The organism is Paractinoplanes polyasparticus (genome assembly GCF_019710575.1).
GTDB lineage: Bacteria > Actinomycetota > Actinomycetes > Mycobacteriales > Micromonosporaceae > Actinoplanes > Actinoplanes polyasparticus.
The window spans coordinates 216,885-241,964 of record NZ_JAHWFK010000040.1 but is presented as its reverse complement, the minus strand read 5'-3'; the positions used below and the strand labels follow the sequence as shown (position 1 = coordinate 241,964).

The 25,080-nt window shown below is 71.7% G+C and carries 15 protein-coding genes; 13 read left to right on the top strand and 2 right to left on the bottom strand.

Going from position 1 to position 25,080, the window contains the following annotated elements; translation table 11 throughout:
• Positions 1 to 145: 145 nt before the first annotated feature.
• Positions 146 to 1,003, top strand: coding sequence for a hypothetical protein (locus KXC43_RS34475; RefSeq protein WP_221380393.1), 858 nt, complete (start codon positions 146 to 148; stop codon positions 1,001 to 1,003).
• Here the strand turns inward: KXC43_RS34475 and KXC43_RS52930 are convergent.
• Entirely contained in the window at positions 996 to 3,359 is a 2,364-nt protein-coding gene (locus KXC43_RS52930; RefSeq protein ID WP_221380392.1) for a WD40 repeat domain-containing protein, read from the bottom strand. The two genes, KXC43_RS34475 and KXC43_RS52930, sit on opposite strands and share 8 nt — an antisense overlap.
• A gap of 5 nt (positions 3,360 to 3,364) precedes the next feature.
• Positions 3,365 to 4,717 (bottom strand): NB-ARC domain-containing protein, encoded by a 1,353-nt coding sequence (locus KXC43_RS34465; RefSeq protein ID WP_221380391.1) that lies wholly within the window; start codon positions 4,715 to 4,717, stop codon positions 3,365 to 3,367.
• A 52-nt stretch (positions 4,718 to 4,769) separates the two neighbouring features.
• Here KXC43_RS34465 and KXC43_RS34460 point away from each other — a divergent pair, with 52 nt between their 5' ends.
• The 12 genes from KXC43_RS34460 to KXC43_RS34405 all read left to right on the top strand — a co-directional run bounded on the left by KXC43_RS34460 (position 4,770) and on the right by KXC43_RS34405 (position 25,075).
• Positions 4,770 to 6,488, top strand: a complete 1,719-nt coding sequence (locus KXC43_RS34460) for a caspase family protein (protein ID WP_221380390.1) — start codon at positions 4,770 to 4,772, stop codon at positions 6,486 to 6,488.
• A gap of 392 nt (positions 6,489 to 6,880) precedes the next feature.
• On the top strand, positions 6,881 to 8,032 hold the full coding sequence (locus KXC43_RS34455; RefSeq protein WP_221380389.1) for an esterase/lipase family protein: 1,152 nt from the start codon (positions 6,881 to 6,883) through the stop codon (positions 8,030 to 8,032).
• Entirely contained in the window at positions 8,029 to 9,045 is a 1,017-nt protein-coding gene (locus tag KXC43_RS34450) for a caspase family protein (protein WP_221380388.1), read from the top strand. Before KXC43_RS34455 ends, KXC43_RS34450 begins: the two co-directional genes overlap by 4 nt.
• The gene (locus KXC43_RS34445; RefSeq protein WP_221380387.1) at positions 9,035 to 10,465 is read left to right on the top strand and encodes a hypothetical protein; all 1,431 of its coding nucleotides are present in this window, start codon (positions 9,035 to 9,037) and stop codon (positions 10,463 to 10,465) included. The genes KXC43_RS34450 and KXC43_RS34445 overlap by 11 nt, the downstream gene beginning before the upstream one ends.
• The gene (locus KXC43_RS34440; protein WP_221380386.1) at positions 10,462 to 11,508 is read left to right on the top strand and encodes an AAA family ATPase; all 1,047 of its coding nucleotides are present in this window, start codon (positions 10,462 to 10,464) and stop codon (positions 11,506 to 11,508) included. Before KXC43_RS34445 ends, KXC43_RS34440 begins: the two co-directional genes overlap by 4 nt.
• Entirely contained in the window at positions 11,501 to 13,777 is a 2,277-nt protein-coding gene (locus KXC43_RS34435) for an SAV_2336 N-terminal domain-related protein (RefSeq protein ID WP_221380385.1), read from the top strand. Before KXC43_RS34440 ends, KXC43_RS34435 begins: the two co-directional genes overlap by 8 nt.
• Positions 13,774 to 16,023 (top strand): vWA domain-containing protein, encoded by a 2,250-nt coding sequence (locus KXC43_RS34430; protein ID WP_221380384.1) that lies wholly within the window; start codon positions 13,774 to 13,776, stop codon positions 16,021 to 16,023. Before KXC43_RS34435 ends, KXC43_RS34430 begins: the two co-directional genes overlap by 4 nt.
• A 27-nt stretch (positions 16,024 to 16,050) precedes the next feature.
• Positions 16,051 to 19,173: a tubulin-like doman-containing protein gene (locus tag KXC43_RS34425; protein WP_221380383.1), complete on the top strand. Its 3,123-nt coding sequence runs from the start codon at positions 16,051 to 16,053 to the stop codon at positions 19,171 to 19,173.
• Entirely contained in the window at positions 19,170 to 21,458 is a 2,289-nt protein-coding gene (locus KXC43_RS34420) for a hypothetical protein (protein WP_221380382.1), read from the top strand. The genes KXC43_RS34425 and KXC43_RS34420 overlap by 4 nt, the downstream gene beginning before the upstream one ends.
• A complete protein-coding gene (locus KXC43_RS34415; protein WP_221380381.1) occupies positions 21,451 to 22,482 on the top strand; it encodes a protein kinase family protein in 1,032 nt (343 codons plus the stop codon). The genes KXC43_RS34420 and KXC43_RS34415 overlap by 8 nt, the downstream gene beginning before the upstream one ends.
• Entirely contained in the window at positions 22,479 to 23,531 is a 1,053-nt protein-coding gene (locus KXC43_RS34410; RefSeq protein ID WP_221380380.1) for a Rab family GTPase, read from the top strand. The genes KXC43_RS34415 and KXC43_RS34410 overlap by 4 nt, the downstream gene beginning before the upstream one ends.
• Complete coding sequence (locus tag KXC43_RS34405) at positions 23,531 to 25,075, top strand: hypothetical protein (RefSeq protein WP_221380379.1); 1,545 nt, start codon at positions 23,531 to 23,533, stop codon at positions 25,073 to 25,075. The genes KXC43_RS34410 and KXC43_RS34405 overlap by 1 nt, the downstream gene beginning before the upstream one ends.
• The last annotated feature ends 5 nt before the right edge of the window (positions 25,076 to 25,080 follow it).

The window sequence follows — 25,080 nt, the reverse complement described above, 5'->3', positions numbered from 1 at the left end:
GGGGGGGTGGGGGGGGGGGGGGGGGGGGGCCCGCCCCCCCCCCGCCCCCCCCGCCCCCCCCCCCCCCCCCGCCCCCCCCGGGGGGGGGGGGGGGGGGGGGGGCGGGGCCCCCCCCCCCCCCGCGACCGCGCGAGAGGACCGAACCATGAGACCGGCAGCGGTGCGCACGTTCCTGACCGTCCCCGGCGGACGCTCCTTCACCGACCGGCCCCGGGCCGACCTCGGCCTGGTGCGCTTCGGCGGCTGGCAGATCCACCCCCTCGATTCCTCCGCGTACGGTGAGGACGCCTATCTGATCCGGGCGGGCATCGATGTCGTGACCGATCCGGGCGCGCCCCGGCCGGATCGGGTCGATGCCGGCTTCGATCTCGGGACTCCGGGCGCCGCCGTCCTCGACGCCCTGCCCCACGCGGTCCACCGGGCCGAACCAGCCCGGGTCTACCAGCTCGGCCCGACCCTGAACTTCGTACCGGTCGCCCGCGGCGAAGCGGCCGGCCGGCCCGTGCCGCTGGGAGCGCAGGAACCGACGACGGCAGCTTTCGGCATCCCCAGCGCCGAGTTCTGGTGGCGCTGGTCGTCCGGGGGCGGCGTCGCCGACGGCCACCGGGCCGGCTGGTTGGTGCTGCTCGTCCCGGCGGGTGTGCGCGAGCTCGAGGTGCGCCCGTGGGCCACCTTCACCCCACCGCCGCGGCCGGGGTGGCGGCCCGCCTGCGACCCGGTCGACCGGCTTGTTCCCCTGCCCGAGCCGGGGAATCGGCGACCGCGGGCCGGCTTCGGCGGACCGGCCGCGCTCGAGTTCACCCGGCGGCTCGCCGATTCCTGGTCCGACCTGACCATCCTGCTCGCCGTCCCGGCCCACCATCTGGCTCGGTTCGACCCGGCCCGGCGGGCCCACGACCTCTGGCGGTGGCTGGAGGTGCGCGACGAGTTGTCCGAGCTGCCCGCGGCCCTCGACGCGATCGACCGGCCCGATCTGGCCGCGCTGTTACGCGACCTCAGCTGACCAGCCGGTACCGGGAGACGCCGGCCGGCCCGACGGCGCAGACCGAGTCGGCCGCCGTCCAGCAGACATCGAGGAGCCCGGCCGCGGCGCGCAGGCCGGTGATCGGGCGGCCGGCGACGGGATCCCAGATCCGCAGTGTTCCCACCCCGCTCACAGTGGCCAGCAGACGGCCGTCGGGGCTCGCCGCGGCCGCGGTCACCGGCTCCACATCGCGGTCGATCGTGCGTACGCCGCCCGCCCGGACGATGTCGATCCGGGCGGTGAGCACGCACGCCGTCCAACCGTTCCCGGCGACAAGATGCCCGACCGGACCGTCCGCCCGGTGGATCAGTGACGGCCCCCCTCCGGCCGGATCGACGAGATGGACCGCGCCGGACTCGTCACCGGTGAGCAAGCCACCTCCCGTCGTCTCGAGGGCGGTCAGGCGATCTCGGAAGCGGACCCGGTGCGACCCGGCGAAGTGCAGGTCGGAGCCGCCCGTGACCGCCGTCCACCGGCCGGCCGGGTCGAGGCGGCACAGCGGCCGCCCGCCCGCGGGGTCGACGGTGAAGCGCCTGTCCCCGCCGGACGGGGAGCCGACGATCACCGAACCGCTGCGGTCCACCGTCACCAGGCGGTCCGCGGCGTCGGACGCGACCACCTGTTCGCGATGACCGGTCGCGGTGCGGATCCGGCGGCCGCTCACCGGATCCCAGTAATAGACCGTCCCGTCGTCGTCGGCCGTCGCCAGCCAGCGGCCGTCGTGGCCGGCCGCGCAGGTGAAGACGAGCCCGTTGATGAACGTCACGCGCTCGCGACTGGCCAGCCTGTGACGGACCTCGCCGCTCGCGGTGGAGACCACGTACGCGGTCCGGTCGGTGTCGACGGCGACGAACCAACCGGCCCGGGCGGCGCACCGGGTCATCGCGCGGTCGAGTTCGGCCGGCGGCCCGGTGGTCGTGGCGCCGGCCGGCCACAGCCTGACCGTGCCGTGCCGGTCACCGGTGGCGAGCCAGGCGCCCTGCCCGCCGGCCGTACCGATGATCACCGGGCCGTCGTGCCGGCCCAGATGCACGGGCTCGCGGCCCGGACGCCACAGATGGACCTCCCCCTCGGCGTACCCGCCATCGGTCCCGACCGCCAGCCAGGCCCCGCCCGGCTCGGTGACCAGAGCGCCGACCTCACCGGCGACGTGCAGCCGGCGCTCGGTGCGGTCCCGCAGACGCACGGTCGCGAACCGGGTCACGGCCTCGCCGCGGGTCCGGTCGGTCTGGTCGACGCGGCACAACCACCGGCCCCGCGGATCGACGGCAGTGTGGGCGATCCTCGTCGACCCGCGGCCGAAGCGCCGGCGCAACCAGCCGCGCCCGACGACTCCGCCGATCACATCGCTGAGCGGCTCCCACGACACGACGTCGCCGCGGCGCGCCACCACCAGTCCGCCGTCGTCGTGCGGTCCGAGGATCCCCAGATCGGGACGATGGTGGACCAGCCGTCCGGAGACCAGATCCCAGACGTACGCGCCGAAGCCCGCCCGGCCGCGTCCCTGCACCGCCAGCCAGCGCCCGGCCGGGCTCACCTGCAGCGGTCCGAGCTCGACCCGGCCCGGCGAGTACGGCAGCTCGTCCAGGACGCCGGCCACCCGCAAATCACCGTCGCGGACCGTGGGCCGCCCGTCGATCGGCACGGTCACCACGCGGCCGTCGGGCAGAAAGGCGCATCGGACCGCGGCCGGGCGGGTGACGGCCTCGACGCTGCCGACGGGCAGTCCGCTCGACTCGTCGAGCGTCCACCGGACCAACGATCCCACCGCGTCGGCGACCAGCACGTGACGGCTGCCGGCGCTGACCGCCGCGTCGGTGACCGGGCCCGGCAGCCGCCGCAGGAGCGCGACCAGCTCCCCCAGCTCGACGTCGAAGACCTCGACCAGCCCGTCGTCGTCGCACCGCAGCAACCGGCGGCCGTCGGGGAATCCGATCAGCGCCGAGGGCGGTCGCCGCCCGGGGATCACCGTCGCGAGCAGCCTGTCCTGCACCGGGTCGAGACGCGGTGTGCGGCTCTGCGGGCTGGTTGCGGCCAGCACCGCCGAGCGGACCGGCCCGGGCAGCACCGACAGCAAGGTCACCTTGAGCGCGTTCGCCGGCCGCAGGGGCTCCAGCCGGCTCGCGGCGCCCCGCAACGCCGCTCGTAATGCCGTGACCGTCCGGTCGCCCGGCAGCAGCGCCAGATCGTCGTCCACGGCCGGATAACCGAACTCGGAGATCTTGCGACGCATGCGGTCGAGGTCGAGCAGGACCGCCCGCAACTCGTCGAGCCGGCCCGCCTCGGCCAGCTCGCGGGCCTCGTGGCGCAGGCGGTAACGCAGTTCCTCGTCCACCGTGGTCAGTCCTCGTCGTCGCTGTCGAGGTCGATCGCGCTGATCGGCTCGCGCTGCGCCGCCCAGCGCTGCCGCATCTCGTCCAGGCGGCGTTCCCCGACCATGTGGCGCAGCGCCTCGACGACCACGTGATGCAGATGGATCTGGGCCGGATTGAGCTGGTAGCGCACGATCAGCGACTGGTCGGCGAACGATCCGCACAACCGGCGGACGGCGGCCTCACCCAGCCCACCCGTGCTCCCCCACCAGCGTTGCAGCACCGACAGCGGCACCGGCTCGTCGCCCGGGAAGACGGCCAGCTCCTCGTAGCGCAGGCGTTCGGCCGGTGGCAGCAGATCGAGCCCGACCCGCAGCGTGCCGGCGACCGCGTTCTCCCGCGCCGCCGCCTGGCCCGGGTCGAAATTGAGCGGCCCGAGTTCCCGCAGGCGCAGCTCCACCTCGTCCAGCGCGTCGCCGACAGCGTTGTCCTGACCGACGAGCCGTTCCAGCACGCCGTTGACCAGACCGAGCAGCAACGGCCAGCGGCCGGTGCGGGCCAGCACCCGGTCGACCCGCGCGTCGTCCCCCGGGTCGGGCAGGTTGGCCAGCAGCAGCGCCCGGGCCTCGGCCGGAAGCATCGCCTCGACCGGCACCGACCTCGTGCCCCGGGGCAGCATGATCGCGTTGCGGGTGGTGATCAGGCGCACGCAGCGGGGCGCCCCGACCAGGAACGGGGCGAGCTGCCCGCTGGTCCAGACGTCGTCGACCACCAGGAGGGCGGGCTCGTCGCCGATCGCCTCGGCCAGCACCGCGCCGGCGTCCCGTTCATCGGTGGTCAGCCGGTGATCACCGACCAGCTCACGGGTCAGCTCCACGATCCGCGCCGGAACCCGGCCCTCGAACAGCCCGCCGACCCGCACCCAGACGACCCCACCGGGGAACGCCGCCTGCACCTGCTCGTCGGCGCAGATCATCTCGGCCAGCGTGGTCTTGCCGAAGCCGCCCGTTCCGCGGACCGCGGTGGTGACCGCCACGGCGGGCACCTCCCCGCGCCGGAACGCCGCCACCACCCTGTCCTGCAGCCCTGGGCGCGGGATCCGCACCCGGCTCGCCACCGGCACCATCATCGGACGCGACCGCACGAACAGGGCGGCCAGGTCCGGCCGGCCCACCTGGTTGCAGGCGCCGGGCAGCCGGCCGAGGGCGGCGCGGTCGGTCAGCCAGTCCCACAGCGACCGGGTCTCGCCGCCGCCGGGCCACCGGGCCCGGTCGTACGAGGGAACGTCCAGCAGGTCGGCCAGCTCCGGCCAGACGTCGATCGCCCGGCGAACGAACTCCAGCTTCACCGAGCCCGGAAAACCCGTCACGTCGACCAGCACGCCTCTCGTCCGTCAGGGACTGCCGACACGTTCCTGACGGACAGGAGGCGACGTGGCGCGCAGCGCCCTGCTGATCGGGGCCGAGACCTACGGCCTGCTCGGTGTCCGCAACGACGTGACGGCGATGGCCCGGCAGCTCGCCGGCCGGGGGTTCTCGATCGAGCGGCGCATCGGCGCGGACGCGAGCCGGGCCGGAATTCTCGACGCCTACGAGTCGCTGATCGCCGCGACCGGTCCGTCCGACGCGGTGGTCGTCTATTTCTCGGGCCACGGCGGTCAGGCGCCCGGGGCGAAGTTCATCGTGCCGGCCGACTTCGGCGAGACGACCGGGAACGACTTCCGCGGTCTCACCGAGCTGGAGCTGTCGGTGCTGCAGGCCCGGCTGACCGCGCGCACCCGCAACGTCGTGACGGTGCTGGACTGTTGCCACGCGGCGCGCATGTCCCGCGAGCCGGCCCTCAGGGTCAAAGCCCTTCCCCCCGTACGCCATGACCTGGCCGCCCACCACGGCCGGCTGATCCGGTCGGGGTTGCGCACCGACCTGCTCACCCCCGGCGGCAGCCCGGATGCCGTGCGCCTGGCCGCCTGTGCCGCCGGCGCCGAGGCGCACGAGGATCTGATCGACGGCCGCTGGTCCGGTGTCTTCACCAGCGCCCTGACCGCTGTCCTGGCCGAGGCCGGCGAGACGCCCGTGTCCTGGACCGCCGTCGTGGGCCGGGTCCGGGACCGGCTCGCCGCCGAGAACCGGGCACAACGACCCGAAGCCGAAGGACCGGCGCGCCGGTCGCTCTTCGGCACCCGGGAGCTCGATCAGACCGGATCGTTCCCGGTCGCGGCCGACCCGCCGTGGGTGCGCCTGGACGGGGCTCCGTTCTTCGGCCATCGCATCGGGGACCTCTTCGTCGTCATGCCGCCCGGCGCCACCGGACCGGACCGGGGCCGGATGCTCGGCGAGCTGACGGTCGACCGGTTGTCACCGACGGCGGCCCTGGGACGGTTGCGTCCGGACGGGCCGGTGCCGCTCGGCGCGCGGGCCTTCTGCGTACGAGGTGGAACGCCCGCCCTGGTCGTGCGGGCGCCGCACCCGGTCGAGTCACCCCTCGTCCGCGCTGCCCGGCCCGGCGAGCCGAGCCCGGTCGAGGTGCGGGTCGGCCCGGGCGGCGAGTACACCGTCCACGACCGCACCGGACCGCTGCACACCCACCTCGACTGGGCGGCCGTCGTCGCCGACCTGAACCGGCTCGGACGCGCCGCTGCCCTGCGCGGCCTCCAGAACGACGAGCCCACGGCGGTCACGGTCGCGTGGGGCCGGGTGTCCGGTGGCCGGGCCGCCCCTCCGGAGCCGTCCGCCGGCGCCTCGGTCAGCGCCGGTTGCCCGATCTACCTGACGGTCCACAACGGCGGCCCGGAGACGGTCTGGGTTTCCCTGATCGACATCGGCGTGACCGGCGGGACGACCGTCCTGACCGGCTTCGCTCCGTCCGGGCTCGACCTGGCGCCGTCCGAGACCTACACGTACGGCGCCGACGCCGCCGGCCGCCTCACCGGCGTCGCCCCGCACTGGCCGTCGTCGCTGCGCTCCCGCCTGCCCCGTCCCGAGACGATCCTGGCGCTGATCACCCCCGAACCCTTCGACGTCGCCGTCCTCGAACAGCCGGCGAGCAGTCGCACCACATCGGACACCGCACCGGCCGGACCGCTGCGCCGGGGAACCCGCTTGTACGCCGTCCGCAAAATTACATTCACATTATTGCCACCGGCTTCCCGGTGATCCGCGAATGCGCCTGTCCGTCAGTAACAGACGTCCCGCGGTATCAGCAGGAAAGGAAAAGCGATGAATCGGAGGACAGCACCGGCCTCGTCCGGAAACGGGATACCGGCTCCGCCCGTTCGGATGATCCCGTTCGAGTGACATTGCGACTCGTCCGGGTCACCGGTGTATTTCTCCGGCCCGGACCAAGCGTTCGCACCGCGGCCGGAAAAGCGCAGCCCACAACACCTGATCTGCGCCGGAGCAGGGCATTCGGGACGGTCCAGGACCACCTCGACGGACGGCAATAATCCACTTTCGCCTGACTTGCAGGCCGCCACGGGTTGCCAGGAGTGTGCACCCTCGGCGGTGATCGCAGCAGGACGACGCATTACGGGGCGAGGCGAACAAGCATGCCTTCTATCGTGTTCGTGCACGGCATCGGTGTTCGCGACGGCGAATACCGATCCGTCTGGCCGCATCTGCAGGAAGGACTGCGGACCGTGCGGCCGGAAACGCCCGCCACCTTCTGTTATTGGGGTGGCGAGCTGGGCGCCCGCCTCGACGCGGACAATTCCCCCGAGGCACCGGAAACGCTTCCCGAAGACATCTGGGCCGTCTCCCTGGCCGACCCCTGGTGGGAGTTGACCGCGCTGGCCGAACGCGCGGCCCAGCAGGACAACGAACCGCCTCCGCCGCATCTGGCGCCGGCCGAACCGGAACTGCGCCGGCGACTGGCCGCCCTGCGGACGACCCCGGTGCCGGAGGCGGCCGGCCTCGACCGTCACCTCGGCTCCGCCGTCGACGAGGTCCTGGCCACGGACGTGGTGACGGACTGCCTCACCCGGGCCGACGCCCTCCGCGACGAACTGCCGTCCGCGCTCGCCCGGGCTCTGGTCGCCCTCACCGTCGGCCGATCCGGCCCGGACGGGCCGGAGGTCGTGCCACCGGGCGCCCTCGACGCGTTCCACGCCGTCCTGACCACCGAGCTCGGCGGCCGGCCGATGCGGGTGCCCGACTGGGTCAGCCGCCTGGCCCTGCGGCTCATCACCCCGCACCTCGAAGCCGGGCTGCGCCCGATCTCGTGGGCGATGGCGGTGGCCCGCGGGCCGATCACCCGCAAGGTCACCCCGTACCTGGGTGACGTGATGGTCTACCTCGCCCGCGGCGAAGCCATCCGCGACAAGGTCGCCGCGACGATCGCCGGGCAACCGGGCCCGGTCGACGTCATCGCGCACAGCCTGGGCGGCATCGCCTGCTTCGACCTGCTCGCCCTGGGCCGCCTGCCCCGGGTCCGTTCGCTGGTCACGGTCGGCACGCAGATCCCCTATCTGTACGCGATCGACGCGCTGCCCGGCCTGCGCCGCGAAGCCGCCCGGCCGCCGTTGCCCACCTGGCTGAACGTGTACGACCGGCACGACGCGCTGAGCTTCCCGGCCGAACCCCACTTCACGGGCGCGGTGACCGACCACCGGCTCGACAGCGGCCTGCCGTTCCCGCTCTCGCATTCCGCGTACTTCCGCAACAAGAAGTTCTACGAGCTGCTGGCCGGAGTGATCAAGTGACCGTCCCCGGGAACGTCCGCGCCGTCCTGGTCGGCGTGGAGACGTACGATTTCGGCCCGACCGGCGACCTCGACGGCCCGGCCGCGGACGCGGGCCGGATGGCCGACTTCCTGGTCGCGCGAGGACTGCCCGCCGACCGGATCGACCTGTTGGTCGCCACCCCGAAGCCGCCGTCCGCCCAGGTGCCGGCGCGCGAGGTGACCGCCGACGACCTCTACCGCTACTTCAACGAGGAACTGGCCGTTCACCGGTCCGGCGCCCTGATCGTCTACTGGGCCGGCCACGGATTCGAGTACGACCGCCAGCAGTGGCTCTGCCTGCCCGGTGCGTCCATGAAGAACCTGCAGGCCCTCAACCTCACCGGCGAACTGCTCCCCGTGCTGGCCGGTTATCCCTTCCCCGAGCAGTACGTCTTCGTCGACGCCTGCCGCACCCGCTACCACCGCGCCCAGCTGCCGGCCGGCCCGATCGGCCGCCGCTTCGCCGCCAAGGGCAGCGGCGCCGCCGACCAGTACGCCCTGCTGGCCGCACCGTCCGGTGCGGCCACCCCGAATCGGCCCGACCGCCGCGCCGGCGCCTTCAGCGAGGCCCTGCTGGCCGCACTGACCGCTCAGAGCGCCTGGCCGTGGCTGATGGACGAGGTCGTCACCGCGATAGCCCGCACGACCGCGCTGCCGCCGATCCGCGTGACGTCCAGCCGTCCGTCAGGAGAAAGCGTGTCAGTCGCATTGGGCCGCGAAGTCTCACCAACCGAAATCGGCCAGCTGTTGGCCCAGGTGCCCCGCATGACCAACGTCGACCGGCTACATCGAGTAGCGGACGAGCTGCAGATAACCCATGGCCTGAGGCTCGGAGATGTCGAGAGCCCGGAGGAGTTGGTTTGGACGCTGCATCGATCGTCGCTGGGGCTGAACCCGCTCCTGGAGCTGGCTCTGGCCCGGCCCGACTACTTCCGGGACGTTCCAGCGACTCGGCAGCTGATTCTCGCTTTGGAGGCTAACCGTGCCCGATGAGACGTCTGCGTATTCGAACACGGAACGGGCACAGGTCGCCGAACTCCTGGCTCGCGTACCGCGGATGACACGGGAACGTGTACAACGCCTGACCGACGAACTGCAGCAGGAACACGGCGTGGTTATCGAGCGGCCCGAAACGGCGCAGGAGCTCGCGTACTTCTTGAGCCGAAGCAGCCACGGACTCACTCCGCTGCGCGACCTGGTGCGCAGCAGGACCGACTACTTCGATGACAACATCGCCAGCCGGAATCTGCTGTTCTACCTCGACAGTCTGTGCGGCGAACAACCCGAACACGCTTCCGAGACACCGGAGATCCTGCGCCGCATCATCGAGGTCTGCACGATTCGCGACACGCGCGAGGACATCACGTTCGACCGCCTGCTGGCACGAGTCGCATACTTCACGACCTTGGAGCGATTCGACAAGGAACGTTTCGTGATCGAGCCCTCCACGACGGTCGGCGAGATAGTCAAGGATCTCGTCGACCTGCTCGCCGGCGAAATCGCCGCCAGAGCGGTGCTGGACTTCCTCTCCCGCCTGGCTCATGTCAGTCAGCCGAAAGAGTCCGCGATCCTCCGAGATGTGCTGAACCAACTCGTCGACGAGCTTCCTCTCTACCGAAGAGAGCTACAGAAGGTGGACCGCCAGGTGAGGATCTGGCAGGCATCCATACACCGTCGTGTTCATGTTCTCGTCCGAGTCGAACGCGAGATGGACTCGGACCCCGACGAGTCAGCCCGGGACCAGGCTTTCACCGTCACCACCTGGCGATACTCCGACGACCGGATGAGCTGGTGGGCCCCACCGGCCCATCCACGGGAACGCAGCGCCGTGCTGTACAAACCCGAGACCGCCACGGGAGCCGGCCTGGCAGCGCACATCCGCTCCCGGCTACCGCGGAACGGCGACGCCCGGACAGTCGTCGAGCTCATGGCCGATGACGACACGCTCATGTCGTCCGTGGTGGAGGCGGCCATCGATGACCTCGGCCGAACGTTCGCGGTGGTGCTGCGGCCGATGGCGGCGAGCGCCGAGACAGCCACGTGGTTCGCCAACTGGCGAACGGTCATGGAGGAGACCGACTTCGAGACGGCCAACTTCTCGGCGGCGGATCAGCGCTTCGACGAACCGGTCTCCTGCGCGGCCCTGGTGGTCAACAACGACGGCGCATCCGCTCGGCTACCGAGCACTCTTCTGGCGGCAAACGTGCCGATCGCAGCTTGGACTCAGCGCGGCGGGGTCATCGAGGTCGATACGAAGTCGTGTCGACATGCAACCTTCGATACGCCTGAGCTGTTCCACGAGGACCGCCGAGCAGGCCGCCTTCCTACGGACGCCGTCCTCATGTGGCACAACCCGCATTGGTTTCCCTTCGGCCGACGGCTGAAGTGGCGCCCGGAAGGAACGGCGGCATGAACAATCCCATCTTCGAGGGCACCGGCGAATGCACAGCAGGCGGACCGGAGATTCCGCCGCCACCTTCCTGGCGAGCCTTCGGGCGTGGCGCAGACCCTCGCTGGTCGGCGGCCACTTCCGACGGAGCCGGTCGAATTCCCTTGCCGCGGACGGAACCGCCGGTTGGGGATCTAGCACCGATCCGGGACCCCGAAGCGATCTGGATGATGAACGCGGCCATCCTGCTGCGGCGTCCGCTGCTGGTCACCGGGCCGCCTGGCGCCGGCAAGACCACGTTGGCACACATGGTCGCAGCCGAACTCGGGCTCGGCCGCGTGCTCAGGTGGCCCATCACCAGCAGCACCCGACTCATCGACGGCCTGTACCATTACGATGCCATCGGTTGGGTGCAGGAGCAGAATCGCACCAGCGAAGAATCACCGATCGAACGGGCCCGACGCATCGGCCGTTACGTGCGACTTGGGCCGGTGGGAACCGCCTTGCTGCCCTGGGGGCGGCCGCGTGTTCTGCTCATCGACGAGATCGACAAGGCCGACATCGATCTCCCGAACGATCTGTTGCACGTCTTCGAAGAAGGCCAGTTCGAGATTCCGGAGCTCTTCCGCCTCGACGACGAGGTGCGCGCCGCGATCGACGTCTACACCGACGATCGAGGACGGCCAGGGCCGCGAGGACGGCTGAAGATTCCCACTCGCACCATCTACGACGGTGTGGTCGGCTGCTACGAATTCCCGATCGTCGTACTCACCAGCAACGGTGAGCGAAACTTCCCGCCCGCCTTTCTTCGTCGCTGCCTCCGCTTGAGGCTTGACATGCCGGCCGAGCCACAACTCCTCGACATCATCCGCCACCGTGTCCCGAACGCCGATCCAGACGCTCAGAACGATGCGGTTCAGGTCTTCCTTCAAGCAGTCCGGCAGGACGAGACCGTCGCAGTCGATCAGCTCCTCAACGCCGTCCACTTGCTGACCGCGCCTGGTCAGGTATCCGCGACGGCCCGCGCCGAAGTCCTCAGCCGGCTGATGGCCAAGCTCGATGAATAGCGACCTCCTGCCTCCGATCACGCAGGCTGTCGCGAAGTTGATGAACAGCTCCGACCTCGAGTGGAGCGCCTCGCCCGACGATGTCTGTGACGCCCTTTGGCTCGCCCGGCACCTACCTGCCGATCTGGGTCTCATGGCTGACGGCGTCACCAAGGCGCAGCCGGAGAACGGCCTCGCCGAGAACGATGCGGAATCGGCCCCGCCGGCGGATCTTGATCCGCTGGCACCCGACGAGGTGTCGTCAGACGTCGTGTTCCCGCGCGGGAAGTCAGCTCGAGGCGCCCTTCACCGAGCGGCACGGCCTCTGACGCTTCCGCGGATCCGGCCGCTCACCGACTCGCTCGCCGTCGGGCGCGCACTACGCCCGCTGAGAATTCGCCGCCCGTCCCGCTCTCGCCTGACGGTCGACGAGCGATCGACCGCTGATCAGGCCGCGCGCAGCGGTCTCTGGCAGCCCATTCTCCGTCCGCGTCAGGAGCGCTGGCCGGACGTCGCGGTCGTGATCGACGGCGGGTCCACGATGTCGCTCTGGCGGGAAGAGATCGATGGCTTCCAGTCCCTGCTCGGACAGCTCGGGGCTTTCCGTCAGCTACGCACGTGGCGGCTTACTTCCGGTACGGGAGGAGTCCGTGTCTCCCCTCATCTGACGGCTCCGGCCGGCAGAGCTGACAACGGCATGGATCCGGTCGCTACCCTCCACGACGCCGCCGGGCGACGGCTGATCGTCGTCGTGACCGATGGTGTGCATCACGCTTGGGGCAACGGCAGGTATCACGACACGCTCACCCGACTCGGCGCGACCAACCCGGTGATCGTGGTCAGCATCTTGCCCCACTGGCTCTGGCCGGCCAACGGCATACAGGTCAGACCGGGACGGGTACGAGTCCAGATGCCGATGAGTGCCAATGCTCGATGGGGCTATCGCCGAGTCGAGGACATGGTCAGCAACCATCGTGACGACTGCCCGGTTCCGGTTCTGGACCTGTCGCCGCGCCGGCTCGGCAAGGGCGTGAACATGCTCGTCGGCGGCTCGGCCTGGGCTCGGATGCGGCTGTTGCACGACCATCGTGACCAGCCTCTCCCGGACGTGGAGGAGCTCCCGGACTCCGACGACCTGCCCGACTACTTCGCATCGCAACTCTCGCCGGCAGCATGGCAGCTACTTCAAGCACTTGCTTGCATGCCGGACTTCCTCCGTATGGAGGCCATCCGCGCGGTCCAGCATCGACTCTTTCCGGACACCGGAGTAGCCGAACTCGCCGAGGTGCTGCTCTGCGGCGTATTCGAATCGCCCGAGCAGAGTGTGTTTCACCACGGGAACCTCTTCCGGTTTCGGCGCTCGGCGGACGTCGCCGCTCTAGCCGACGCGGCGAGTCCGGTGGATGAGGTAGCGGTCAAACGCATCCTGGGCGAGCAGTTGGAAGTCAGCCGAGGACAGTCACGCCGTGTACTGGTCGGCGGAATTTCGGATCCGAACGACAAGCTCGTGGAGGCGGCCGAAGTTCCTATGAGCCGCCTGTCCGTGCTGCCGCCCGACGAACGGAGGTCGTCCGGCCCGCGCCAACTCGTTCTGCGTGACGTCGTCTGTCAGCTCGCTGCCCAGAGCCGTGCCCGTGCCAAAGAGATCTTGGCCGAGCAGGGCATCGATACCCGTGGGCTTCGCCTGCTGGACGCCGCGGTCTTGCGCCTTGAACGGGACGAAGGCACCCTCCGTCTACACGCAGAACGGTCAGCCGAAGGCATCACCGCTCTACACCTGGACAACGCCGACCGGCTGACGGCCCTCCCCAAATTGCGAAGCGCCGTATTGGCCATGATCGGCGCGGGGGCCATCGGCGAGGGTCCGCAGCTGGTGATCCTGAGCCGGCGGCCAAGCACCAAACCAGGAGTGTCCTCGGCGCGTACCCAGGCTGAACTGCTTCCGCTACGCCTTGACGCGTTGCTCGGCGACGGCCCTCCGGTGGCGTACAGCTACACCCGAGAGCTCCAGGAACTGGTTGAAGAGACGGCAGCCGTCCGCATCTTTCGCTTGACCGTGGGTCGGATCGGTCGGGTGCCCATCGCTTTCGAGGACCGGCTGTGGCAGCACCTCAGCCGGTCCAGCGAAATCGACAGAGTCTCCCGACGACATTTTCACGACCTCGCCATGGCCCTCGTCGCCGAGATCGGACGTCGCCGACGTGCGCGGCTCGGCCCGATGCCGCGGGGCGTGGTCGAGCCGATCGACCTCCCGGATGACTTCGAAGCGTTCCTGAGGAGCATGTCGTGATTGCATTTCGCACCCGGACGTTGGCAACCGGCGTGGCGGCGGCCGGCCTGTTCGCAGTCATGGTTCCACTGCCGGCGCAGGCCGCGCCCGGCGTGGGGGAACCGAAGCCGGTCGACGTCGTCGTGCTGGTGGACGAGTCGGGGTCGTTGCGGCCGGAAGGGGTCGACGCCGAGCGGGAAGCCGCGAAGATCATCACGCAGAGCGAGTTCTCGGCCGCGTCGCGGCTGGCGGTGGTCGGGTTCGCCAGCGACAACGGGCAGGGGCAGGGGCCGGTCGACGTGGTGTGCCCGATGGCTGCCGCGAACACCGGGCCGGCCCGCGAGAAGTTCGCCACCTGCGTGGACCGGATCAAGATCCGGGAGCCGGGCCGGGACGACGACACCGACTTCCCCAGCGCGGTCCGGCAGGGCCTGCAGATGTTGCGCGGCGGCGCGGAGGACCGGCCGAAGATCATGTTTCTGCTGACCGACGGCCAGCTCGACGTGTCCGACAGCCCTCGGTGGGGCGGGGTGGCCGATCTGCGCAACCGGGCCGCCCAGGCCGAGCTGGACACCCTGCTGGCCCGGGCCCGGACCGAGAAGGTGCAGGTCTGGCCGCTGGGCTTCGGCGCCCAGGTCGACCGGGCCAAGCTGGCCGCCTTCGCCGCGGCCGGCGGGCAGCAGCTGTGCAACACGGGGGCTCGACGCCCCGAGGCGACGGTCGTCTCCGCCCCCGCGGACGTGGTGGCCGCGCTGCAGGCCGCCTTCGCCGCGGCCCGGTGCGCCGCCCTGTCCGGCGAGTCGAAGGCCGAGCTGCCGACCGGTGAGACCACCGAGCTCGAGGTGGACGTGCCGGCCATCGCCACCTACGGCTCGCTGACCGTGCTCAAGGGCGACCCCACCGTCGAGGTCGACTACCACGATCCGCAGGGCGCGACGGTTCCCAAGAACGGGACGGCCGGCGCCAGCACCTTCGAGGCCAGCGGCGAGCGGTCGGCGGTCGAGGTGCTGCGGATCAAGAATCCGGCGCCCGGGACCTGGAAGATAGGGCTGCGGTCGTCGCCCCGCACACCGGACCAGCGGGTCAGCGCGCGGGTGCTGTGGCAGGGCGTGGTGCAGGCCTCCGTGGTGGTCGACCCGCCGCAGCCCACGAGCGGCCAGCAGGTGACCGCCTCGGTCGACATCATGACGCCGACCGGCGCGATCGACGCGGCCTCCCTGGCCGGGCTCACCGTCAGCGTCGAGATGTCCGGTGAGGGGATCAAGCCGGCCACGGTGCCGGTACGCGACGACGGCCGGGACGGCGACCGGGAGGCCGGCGACGGGCAGTTCACCGGCCGGGTGACCGTTCCCGCCTCCGCCTCGGGGTCGTTGTCGTTCACCGGCGTGGTGAGCGGCGACGGCATCGTCACCGACAAGCGACCGGCGACCACCTCGGTGCAGAGTTCCGGTGCGAGCCTGTACGCCTCGGTGCAGGCGCCGTCCGGTGAGCGGGTGAGTCCGGGCGGATCCGTCGAGGGCGTCGTCGCCTTCGCCAACACGCTCGGCCGGGCCGTCGACGTGCGGCTCGTCCCGGCCAACCTGGACGACGGCACGCTCGTCACGATCCAGCCGGCGACCATGCGGGTGTCGGTCGGCAACGGCACCTCGCAGCAGAAGTTCACGATGACCTTCGCCGGCGACAGCCGGCGTGGGCCTGCTCAGGTCACCCTGCGCGTCGTCGACGCCGGGGACGACAAGATCGTGTACGGGAACGCGGCCGTGGCGTACACGGTCGAGCCGCCGCCCCGGACCTGGTTCTGGGTCGGCGTGAGCGCGGGCGCCGTGGCGGTCTTCGCCCTGCTGGTCTGGTTCGTCGTCTTCCTCCGCCGGTGGGCGGCCGAACGCAACGTCCGCCCGCTGGCGATCGTGCTGTACCGCGACGGCCGCCAGGCGCAGGTGCTGGACGCGCCGGACCGCCGCGCGCGCCAGTTCCGCTTCGCGGTCCGCGACGAGAGCGGCCTGCACCGGCTCGACCTGGCCGCCCCGGGCGAGTACGCCTACTCGCTCGAACGCCGCAGCGGGATCTACCTGCTCCGGCCGCCCGACCTGCCGGCGGTGGAACTGGTCGCCGGGCAGCGTTTCGACCTGCCGGGCGGAGCCGACCAGATCGGGATCAACGACGAGGGCCGCCGGCCGGCCCCGGGCCGACCGGCGCCGCGGCCGAGATCCGCCGCCGAGCCGAACGACCTCGGCGGCTCCAACGACGACGACTCCCTCGTGTGGTGACGACATGCCGATGACAGGAGCAGACCAGTGAAGATCTATCAGCCGATGCTGTACGTGGGGCTGGGCGGCAGCGGTTGCCTCATCGGCGCTGAGCTCGAGCGGCGTCTGCGCGACGAGTTGTGCGGGCCGGACGGCACCGAGCTGCAGGACGTCATGACCGGCGAGAACTTCCAGCCGTACCAGCTCCCGGCCTGCCTCCAGTTCGTCTACGGCGACCTGAACGACGCCGAGCTCGCCCGCATCCCGCGGCAGGTCGTCCCGAGCGAGGAGTACCGCGGCATCGTCGACCGCACCCAGCAGCGCATCCGCGACCTCGTTCCGTCCCACCCCACCTACCCGGAGGTGGCGCGGAGCCTGCGGACCAACGCTTTCCCGTACGTCGAGGGCTGGCTACCGGCCGCGGCCGGCGAGCCGCGGATCGGCCCGCTCCCCCGGGGCGCCGGTCAGCTGCCGACGGTCGGGCGCGCGTCGTTGTTCGAGACCCTGCGGCACGGCGTAGGCCCGGTCGCCGAACCGCTGCGGGAGGCGATCGGACGGATCAGCAAGTCGGGCTCGCAGATAAGCCAGCTCAACGGCGCGATCAGCAACACGTGCGACGTGTTCGTGTCGTTCTCGGTCGCCGGTGGGACCGGCTGCGGAATTTTCTACGACTTCCTCCACCTGATCGGGCACACGCTGCACCAGAGCGGCTTCCGACCCCAGATCTACCCGCTCGTTCTCATGCCGTCCGCCTTCGAGGAGGGCCTGGGCGGCGGCCGGCGGGCCATGCTCAACTCCGGCCGCGCCCTGCTCGACCTGTTCCGCCTCGTGGACGACCAGAACGGCCAGGCGGCCGGCACCCAGCTCGACGACTTCGGCACCACCGGATCGCTCGGCGTGCGGTACCCGACCCTCGGCGACGTGCGGCTGCGTCCGTCCACAGTGCAGACCGCGTTCCTGTTCAGCCGGCCGCCCGGCGTGGAGCCGGACGACCTGCATCGCTCGGTCGTGTCGCTGGTGATGTCGCTGGTCGCCACCGACCAGGACGAGACCGACGAGCACCCCGGGGGCGCCGGGCGGCTCTACCAGTCGTTCGCCGACGAATTCATCAACAAGGGAGTCGAACGCGAGGTGATCGCGGCCTCCGGGGTCGGCAACCGCGGCGTCTCGACCGCCCTGGTCGCCTCGATGACCGTGCCGGTCGACGAGCTCGCCGACATCGTCGCCTCCCGGCTCCTGTCGGAGGCCGTGCACGAACTGGCCACGCCGCCGCCCGGCCGGACCGAGAACAACCGGTCGTACATCGAGCAGTTCTTCGCGATGTCGAACCTGGATCCGCTGCGGGTGTGCGCGCCGCTGGAGTTCACCGAGGTCCGCCCGGAGCGCGGGCACGACGCGATCATGAGTGCCCTGCGGACCCGGGTGCGCACCATGACCAGCGGCCTGGACGCCCTCGACCAGCAGCTCAGCATGCAGATGCCGGCGCTGGCCCAGCGCTTCGACCCGCGCCGGGCGGCCCAGCAGCTCATCGGCGAGATGGACATCTTCCGGCTGCAGCGGGTCTTCGCCGGGGACGCGTCGCTCAGCGACCGCGCCGATCAGCTCGGCTTCGCCGGCCTGCTGGAGAGCCGGCGCGGCGAACCCACCCCGCCGGACGGTATCGACGTGAAGCCGCCGCTGCCGGCGGTCGAGTCCCGGATGCTCCGCCGGATGCGGTGGACCGATCCCGAGGTGCAGCACTCGCTGGAACGGCAGGACCTCTGGTACCGGTGGCGGTCGCGGCGGGCCTGGCACGCTGCGTGGGCCGAGCAGACCCCGGTCTGGGAGCGGCAGCTGATCGGCCTGCGCCGCGAGCTGAACCAGCTGGTCCAGCGGTTGAACGAGTACGCGCAGCGCAACGACATCATCAGTTTCACCCAGCGGGCCAAGGACCTTTACCGCACCCGCACCGGCGTCTCTTACCTGCTGCCGCCGCAAGGTGGCGACATGGAGCCGTTCTACCAGGCGACCATGCGGCGGTTCGTCAGCTACTACGTCGCCCAGGGCCGGCTGCTGCCGACGGCCACCCCGGGGGACGTCCTGCGCGAGGTCATCGGGGCCGAGGGCTGGCGGCAAATGATGATCAAGAGCACCCAGCACGGCGCGGAGAGCGCGGTGGCCCACCTCGGCGACCGGCTCAAGCAGTCCGTGAAGCGGCTGTTCCGCTATCAGACGGTCGACGAGCAGCCGCTGCTGCCGGCGCTCAACGACCTCTTGAGCGCCGCCGCCGAGAAACCCGGGGAGCCCGTCGCCGAGGAGGACCTGAGCCAGTTCCGCCACAAGATCGCCGGTCTGGTCCCGGGCGGGTTCTCCCCTCAGGGCAACGGCCAGCTCAAGATCCTCATCGCGTACGCCGGGAGCGGCCGCGACGCCGAGGTCGAGAACTTCCTCGCGAACCGCCTCAACCTGCCCCGCGAGTCGGGCGCGGTGTACGACTTCCGCGCCGTCGACGCCGAGTCGGTGGTGGTTGTCCTGGTGCGGACGTCGATGAGCGTCACCGAGGTGCCCGAGCTGCGCAACACGCTCCGGCAGTGGTCGGACGCGGTCCACCACGAGGAGCCGCAGGACTTTCTGCGCTGGCGCCAGCGGCTCGGCGAGGACCCCGGGTACCTGATGACCACCCGCGAGCACCGGATCCGCATCCTGCACCGGTTCCTGTGCGCCCTGTGGAACGGGCAGATCACCGTCCTCGAGGGGGAGGACGTCTCGCCCGGCCTGGTCCGGGTCGGCCTGGGCCATCAGCAGTCGATCTCGATGACGCTCGAGCTGAACAGGTTCGAGTCGGCCTCGTCGTGGGGCAGCCTGCTGCGGTCGTACGAGGAATGGACGATCGCCGACGACGACGTGATCCGGCAGGACTTCAGCGTGCAACTGATGATGACCCGGCCGTTCGGGCTGGAGACGTCGCCGCGCGCGCCGAGCCCGCTGTACCGCGTCTTCCGCGCGATGGCCGAGGACGAGCTCAAGATCCTCGACGGGATCAGCGTCCGCATCCCGCGGGGCAACCGGAGCCTCGAGATGCGCCGCGAGTTCTGGGCCGAGATCCTCCCGGCCGCGCTGGACATGACGTTCGAGGCGGTCTCCAACCCCGTCCGCTCCACCCTCGGAGAGCTCGAGGAGGCGGCCGAATGACCGGTATCCCGCGCCAGTCCGCCGGGCTGTGGGACGTCGACCACGTGGTCCGCCACGATCTGCGCCCGCCGGACGCGATGCGCATGTTCGTCGACGACCACTCCTGGGACCAGCCCGGCAATCGGGCGCTGGTCATCGTTCATCGCGGCGACCTGGAGGACATGCGCGAGACGTTGTTCGACATCGCGGCGGCCCGACGGATGGCGGTTCTGTGCATCGTGGTCGGTGAACCACCGGACGGCGTCACGCATCCGGCCCTCGACCTGCCCGGGGTGCTGGGGGCGTCCGGTGTGGGGACGCTCTGGGTCAGCGACGTGCAGGGCCGGGGCTGTGGGTGGTGGATCGACTCGGCCCGGCCGATCACGTCGGCCGAGGCGTTGCTGCGTCAGTCCGACCGGTCGGCGCTCGACCTGCTGGACGACTGCCTGCAGATCCCCGACGTCTTCGACGGCGTGCTGAGCGAGCTCGAGGACATGCCCAACCACGTGGCCAGTCCGGGGCTCCTCGCGTTCGGGGGCCGGCTGGCGGCCGACGATCTGCTCGCGGCCCGGCTGCGGGCGCTGCGCGCGATCACCGGCGAAGGCAGCTCCGCCCGGACCGATCCGGGGTTCGAGGGCGTCCTTCCGCGCGGCGCCCCGCTCACCTCGCCCGCCGATCTCGACGCCCTGCTCACACCCGGCCTGGAGCTGGCCCGGACCAGGCGGGCCGCGCGCGAGGCCGCCGCCGACGCCGGGCAGGTCTCGGCCACGGCCGCGATCGGGATGCTCGGTCCGGGCGGGCCGGCCTGGCACCCGGGCCTCCGGGTTGCTCACGCCCGGTCGCTGGCCGGGCAGTTCCACCGCGCGGTCGGACGGGTCCTCAACGCCGGTCATCACCCCGGCGAGGGCCTCGACGACTCGACCCGCGACCAGATCCGCGCGCAGGGGGTGGCGCCCGAGGCCCTCGCCCCGGCGTCCGCCGACGTATTCGTCACGGAGCTCAGCGCGGCCACGGAACGGCATCTGCGCTCGTCCTCGATCGAGTCCACCCAGTTGTGGCTTCGGCTTCTCGCGGACGCCGCGACCCCACGGGGAAGCGGTAACTATCTGCGGGAACTCGCCACGGCAGGCACCGACTTCCCGCCGCTACCGGCCTTCCCGCTGCGCCCGGCGCCCGCCTGGCTCCTCGCGCTGCTCGCCGTGGCGTCGTTCGGCGCCGGACTGGCCGGCCCGGCGGGGATTGCAGCCGGGGTGCTCGCCCTGCTCGGTGTTCTGCTGGTGCTGTCCCGGCGCCCGACCGCGGCCGCCACGGAGGGTCCGGCCCGTTCGGCCCCGGTCGTGGCCGGCGCCCACCTCCCGGTGGTGGCGGCCGGGCTGATCGCCGGGATCCTGCCGGCCGAACGGCTCGGCGTGCCCACCTCGCCCGGTGTGCGGGCCGGCATCGTGGTGGCGGCCACCCTCGTGTCGGTGGCGGCGCTGCTCGGCTGGTGGCACACGGCGGCACGCCGGTGGCTCGAGCTCATCGACACCGGCGGGCCCCAGCGGGTCGTTCAGACCCTCGACCGCCTGCTCCACCGCGTGATCACCGACGAGTGGCGGCTCGCGTCGGCCAAGGCCCATCTCGCGGACAGCGCGGTCGCCGTCGCGCTGTCGCTGGACCGGATCGCGGCGGTCCTCAAAGAGCAGGGATCCGCATTGGCGGCGGCCCAGCGACCGGATCAGGGCACCCTCGACACGGGCGCCGACCCGAGCCTCGACGCGCTGCTCGAGGGCGATCTGCGCGACGCCGTGGAGGCTTCCCTGGCCGGCGTGTGGGACCAGGTCCGGACCGGTTTCCCGGCCGGCGCGTGGGAGATGGCCGCGGCCCGGATGACCGAATGCCTCGAGGACTACGAGCGGCACCTCGCCCTGCACGACCTCAACGAGCCGCCGCCGTTCGCCCGCGCCGGGCGGACACAGGCCCGGGCGTACGGGAACTGGGGCCCGACCCGCCAGCTGGCCGACCTGCTGGACACGCCGGCCGACGGTCCGCTCGTCCAGCTGTGCCGCACCAAGCACACGAACCTGCTGTCGCTGAGCCGGATCCGGGCCGTGCGGTTCGCGCCGGCGTCCATGCGCGACGACGTCACCGACGAACTGGCCCAGCGCGGCCGCAGCCCGCTGCTGTCCGAGCTGTGCTGGGCCCGCTCGGGCTCCCTGGCGGGCCTGCTGCGCCTGGTCACGCCCCGCAGCGGGGTGGTGGAGATGACCTGGAACCAGACGGGCCCGGGTCTGGGCCGGATCACCGAGGAGGAGCGGGATGCCTGAACCGGCCTCGCACGCCGACGCCGTACGCCTGGCCTGCCTGACGCCGCTGGGCGACCGGACCACGGTGAACGCCACCGGTGGGCGCTGGACGGCGGCCGCACCCGGCCTGACCGTGCGCGCGCTGCACAGTGCCGACGGGGCGGAGCTCATGGAGCAGTGGGCGGTCGTCCCGGACCCGGACCGCCCGGACCGCGAAGCGCTCGACCAGCTGCACAACGAGATCCGGGCCGCGCTCCGGCTCGTCCGCCGGTACGGTTCGTCCTATCCCGCCGGTCTCCCCCACCTGGTCGGCTACGACCTGAACGCCGACCGGCCCTACCTGCTGCGCCGCCCCGCCTTCGGGCAGCCCGTGGCCGACCTCGCCGGACGCCTGCTGCTCAACCAGAGGCACGGATTCCAGACCTCGCTGTTCCGGGCGCTGACATTCCTGACCGAGGCCGGCGTGGTGCACGGTGGACTGCATCCGGGGGTGGTGCGGTGGGACGGCCGCGAGGTGTGCCTGACCGGCTTCGGCCGGGCCGGCGCCGCCGGTGAGCCGTACCGCCAGGAGGTCTCGTCGCCGTGGATGCCGCCCCGGGCCACACGCCACGTGATCGCCGACCCCCGCGACGACGTGTGGGCGGCCGGCCTGATCGCCTCGCACGTGGTCACCGGGCTCCCGGCCGGGAAACTCGTCGCCAACGGCGCGACGGCCGAGAGCAGCTCCCTGGCGAGCCTGCTGGACGGGGTGTTCGCCGACGAGCCCGGTAGCCGGCCCGGCGCCGCCCAGATCCTGCGCCGGCTGGGCGATCCGCTGCCCGTCGACACCGATCCGGGTCGCGACGCCGCCCTCGACGCGGGCCGGGCCGCCTTCGACACGGAACGCGGGCGGAAGAACGAGAACACGATTCCGCGGCAGACCGGCTCCGCGTCACCACCACCACCGACGGCTGCGGCCGGCCGGTTTCTCGGCTGGCTGACGCTCGTCGCGGTGGTGGCCGTCGCCGGTCTGGTGCTCGCCGGATGGAAGGTGTTTTTCTCATGACCGTGACCTCCGGCCGCGCCGGGTCCGCCACCGTCCGCTGCCCGATCTGTCTCGACGTCTTCTCGTGGGACCGGACCGACGAGGATCTCTACCGTTTCTCCGAGGACTCCAGCTACGTCCCGTTGACCATCCCGCCCGGCAGCTCGCCCCAGAAACGGGAGGGCGTCCGCCGGCTCGCGCACATCCGCTGCCCCAACCCGTCCGGCGATCGGCCGCCGCACTTCCTGCCGCTGCTGTACACGGCGTACCGGCCGCCGATCGTGATCGGGATGGTCGGCGCCTCACTGTCCGGCAAGACCCACCTGCTCGCCGCCATCATGGGCGAGATCGAGCGGGACAAACTCGCCCCGTACGGCCTGAAGGCCGACGCCCTCGACCCGGTCCGGCACCGCAACTTCATCCAGCAGTACACGCAGCCGCTGATGGAACGGTCCCGGCGCCTGCCCGGCACGGTGGAGGGGGTCGCCGACTTCGCGGACGCGCTCCTGATCAGTTCGAGCGAGGCCACCTGGCCGGTCGCCTTCTTCGACGTCGGCGGGGAGGACCTGAGCGGCCTGCGCGAGAACACCCGCTTCCTGAGCGGACTGAACGCGCTGATGTTCGTCGTCGACTCGGCCACGGTCGGCGCGTCCGCTGACGCCCGGGACGACACCTACCGGTCGGTGCTGGGCATGCTCCACCCCGGAAGCGGCTACCTGGACGTGCCCGCGGTCGTCGTGATCAACAAGGCCGACCTGGTGCAGTTCGCGTCGCCGGTGGACGAATGGATCCACCGGCCACAGGCGGATCACCTGCAGCCCGCGGCCATCCTCGCGGAGAGCCGCGACGCGTACGCCTATCTGCACCGCGCGGGCGCCACGGCCCTGCTCCAGCCCTACCGGTACTGCCGCCGGTGCACGCTGCACTTCGCATCGGCCACCGGGGGGCCCGCCCGCGACGACGGCTATCCGCACGGCGTACGGCCGATGCGGGTGCTGGAACCGCTGGTCGCGCTGCTGGCGATGTCCGGCGTCTTCGGCGCCGCAGCCGCCCGGGAGGTGGGCAACTGATGTCCGATCCGGCGCCGGACGGCAAGATCTTCCACGTCGTCTACTCGTGGGCCGAGACGAACCTGCTCGGCGGCCGCGGCTACGGGCCCATCGACACCTCGCTCGACGACGACGACCTCCGGCTGATCGATCAGCGTCTCGCCCCGTTCATGCGGGCCGCCGACAGTCAGAGCGCCACGCGGCCGCCGTGGAGCGTCTGCCTGGTGCGGCGGCCGGAATGGTCCGCGGTGCTGCACCGGTTCCGCAACGACTCGTTCGACCGCCACGACGTCGGCCACGCGTTGATCGGCGGGCCCGAGGTCTTCACCGCGGCGCCGGCGCTGGGTCTGGCCGACTGGCCGGGCTGGCGCACCGATCACGCGGACCGCAGCGCCCTGCCCACGTTGAGCGCGCGTGATCTGCTCGAGCAGTTCGGTGCGACCGTCGCCGACCTCGACCGGCGCGCCGCCCTGCAGCCCGCCTCCGTGGCGATGACCCTGTCCGCGTTCCTCGCCGATCCGGCGACCCGGCACGGCGTTCTGGTTCCGGAGCACATCACCCCGGCCGAGACGGTCAGCAATCTGTGGGCGGTCCAGCGGATCCTGACCGAACTGACGTCCGGCCTCGGCGACGACGCACGACCGTTCGACACGTTCAGCACGTACGCGCCCGGTCTGGTCTCGGCCGGCTACGCGGACCTCGACCTGGTGTGCGCGCCCGCGGTCGGGGCGAGCGGGTCGTTCGAGCTGGCCCGCACCGTCACCCGGCCCTACCGGGCCGAGGGGGTAGCCGATCCGGTCGCGAGCGCGCTGGTCAACGAGTACTTCGCCGGCCACGCCGAAGGGCTGCGGCAGTTTCTGCGCAGCCGCGGCGCCCCCGACCGGGCCACACTGCGCGAACGCCTCGAATGCCTGTCCGCGCCGGCGCGGCAAAGACCGGCCCCGATCCGCGTGGCGGCGACGGCACGCCCGCCGCAGCAACAACAGCAGTCGGTGCCGCCGCCGCGGGCAGCCGAGGCGCCGCCGGCCGACCGGCCGGCGAGCCCGTCCGGCCCCGGGCTGGCCGAAGCCCTCGCGCTCGTGGACGGCGACCCGCGGATCCTCCTGGCGAATCTCGCTGATCTGGAACTGGTCATCGGAGAGCTGGACGACCCGACCCGCGCCGAGTTCTGCCTGGCGCTCGCCGAACGTCGGTTCCACGTCGTCCGGCTCCGGCGCCACCTGAAGCGGCTGGAGGTGCAGCGGGTGCTGCGCTCGCTCGTGTTCACGGCGCTCGGGCCCGCCCCGGACCGGCTGGGCCGGCGCGAATGGCGGTCGCTGCTCGACGTGTCGATGCCGGACGATGTGGTCACGCTCGTCTGCGACTACTCGTCCGTCCACCGGGTCTGGAGCCCGCTGCTGCCCTGGCTCGAGCTGCGCTACCTGCGGCGCCACAGCTACCCCGGCGTCGACCAGCGGGAGTCCCTGTTCCAACGGCTGGCCGGCCTGGCCCACCCCACGATCGCGCTCGCCTTGCTGATCGGCATCACCCTCGGTCTGGCCCTGGGCGTCTGGGCTGCCGCCTGACCGGT

What these genes read in the sequence shown, in the direction of transcription:
- KXC43_RS34475 (WP_221380393.1), top strand. Translation starts at nt 146, where the DNA reads ATGAGACCGGCAGCGGTGCGCACGTTCCTGACCGTCCCCGGCGGACGC.
- KXC43_RS34455 (WP_221380389.1), top strand. Translation starts at nt 6,881, where the DNA reads ATGCCTTCTATCGTGTTCGTGCACGGCATCGGTGTTCGCGACGGCGAA.
- KXC43_RS34440 (WP_221380386.1), top strand. Translation starts at nt 10,462, where the DNA reads ATGAACAATCCCATCTTCGAGGGCACCGGCGAATGCACAGCAGGCGGA.
- KXC43_RS34435 (WP_221380385.1), top strand. Translation starts at nt 11,501, where the DNA reads ATGAATAGCGACCTCCTGCCTCCGATCACGCAGGCTGTCGCGAAGTTG.
- KXC43_RS34420 (WP_221380382.1), top strand. Translation starts at nt 19,170, where the DNA reads ATGACCGGTATCCCGCGCCAGTCCGCCGGGCTGTGGGACGTCGACCAC.
- KXC43_RS34415 (WP_221380381.1), top strand. Translation starts at nt 21,451, where the DNA reads ATGCCTGAACCGGCCTCGCACGCCGACGCCGTACGCCTGGCCTGCCTG.
- KXC43_RS34410 (WP_221380380.1), top strand. Translation starts at nt 22,479, where the DNA reads ATGACCGTGACCTCCGGCCGCGCCGGGTCCGCCACCGTCCGCTGCCCG.
- KXC43_RS34405 (WP_221380379.1), top strand. Translation starts at nt 23,531, where the DNA reads ATGTCCGATCCGGCGCCGGACGGCAAGATCTTCCACGTCGTCTACTCG.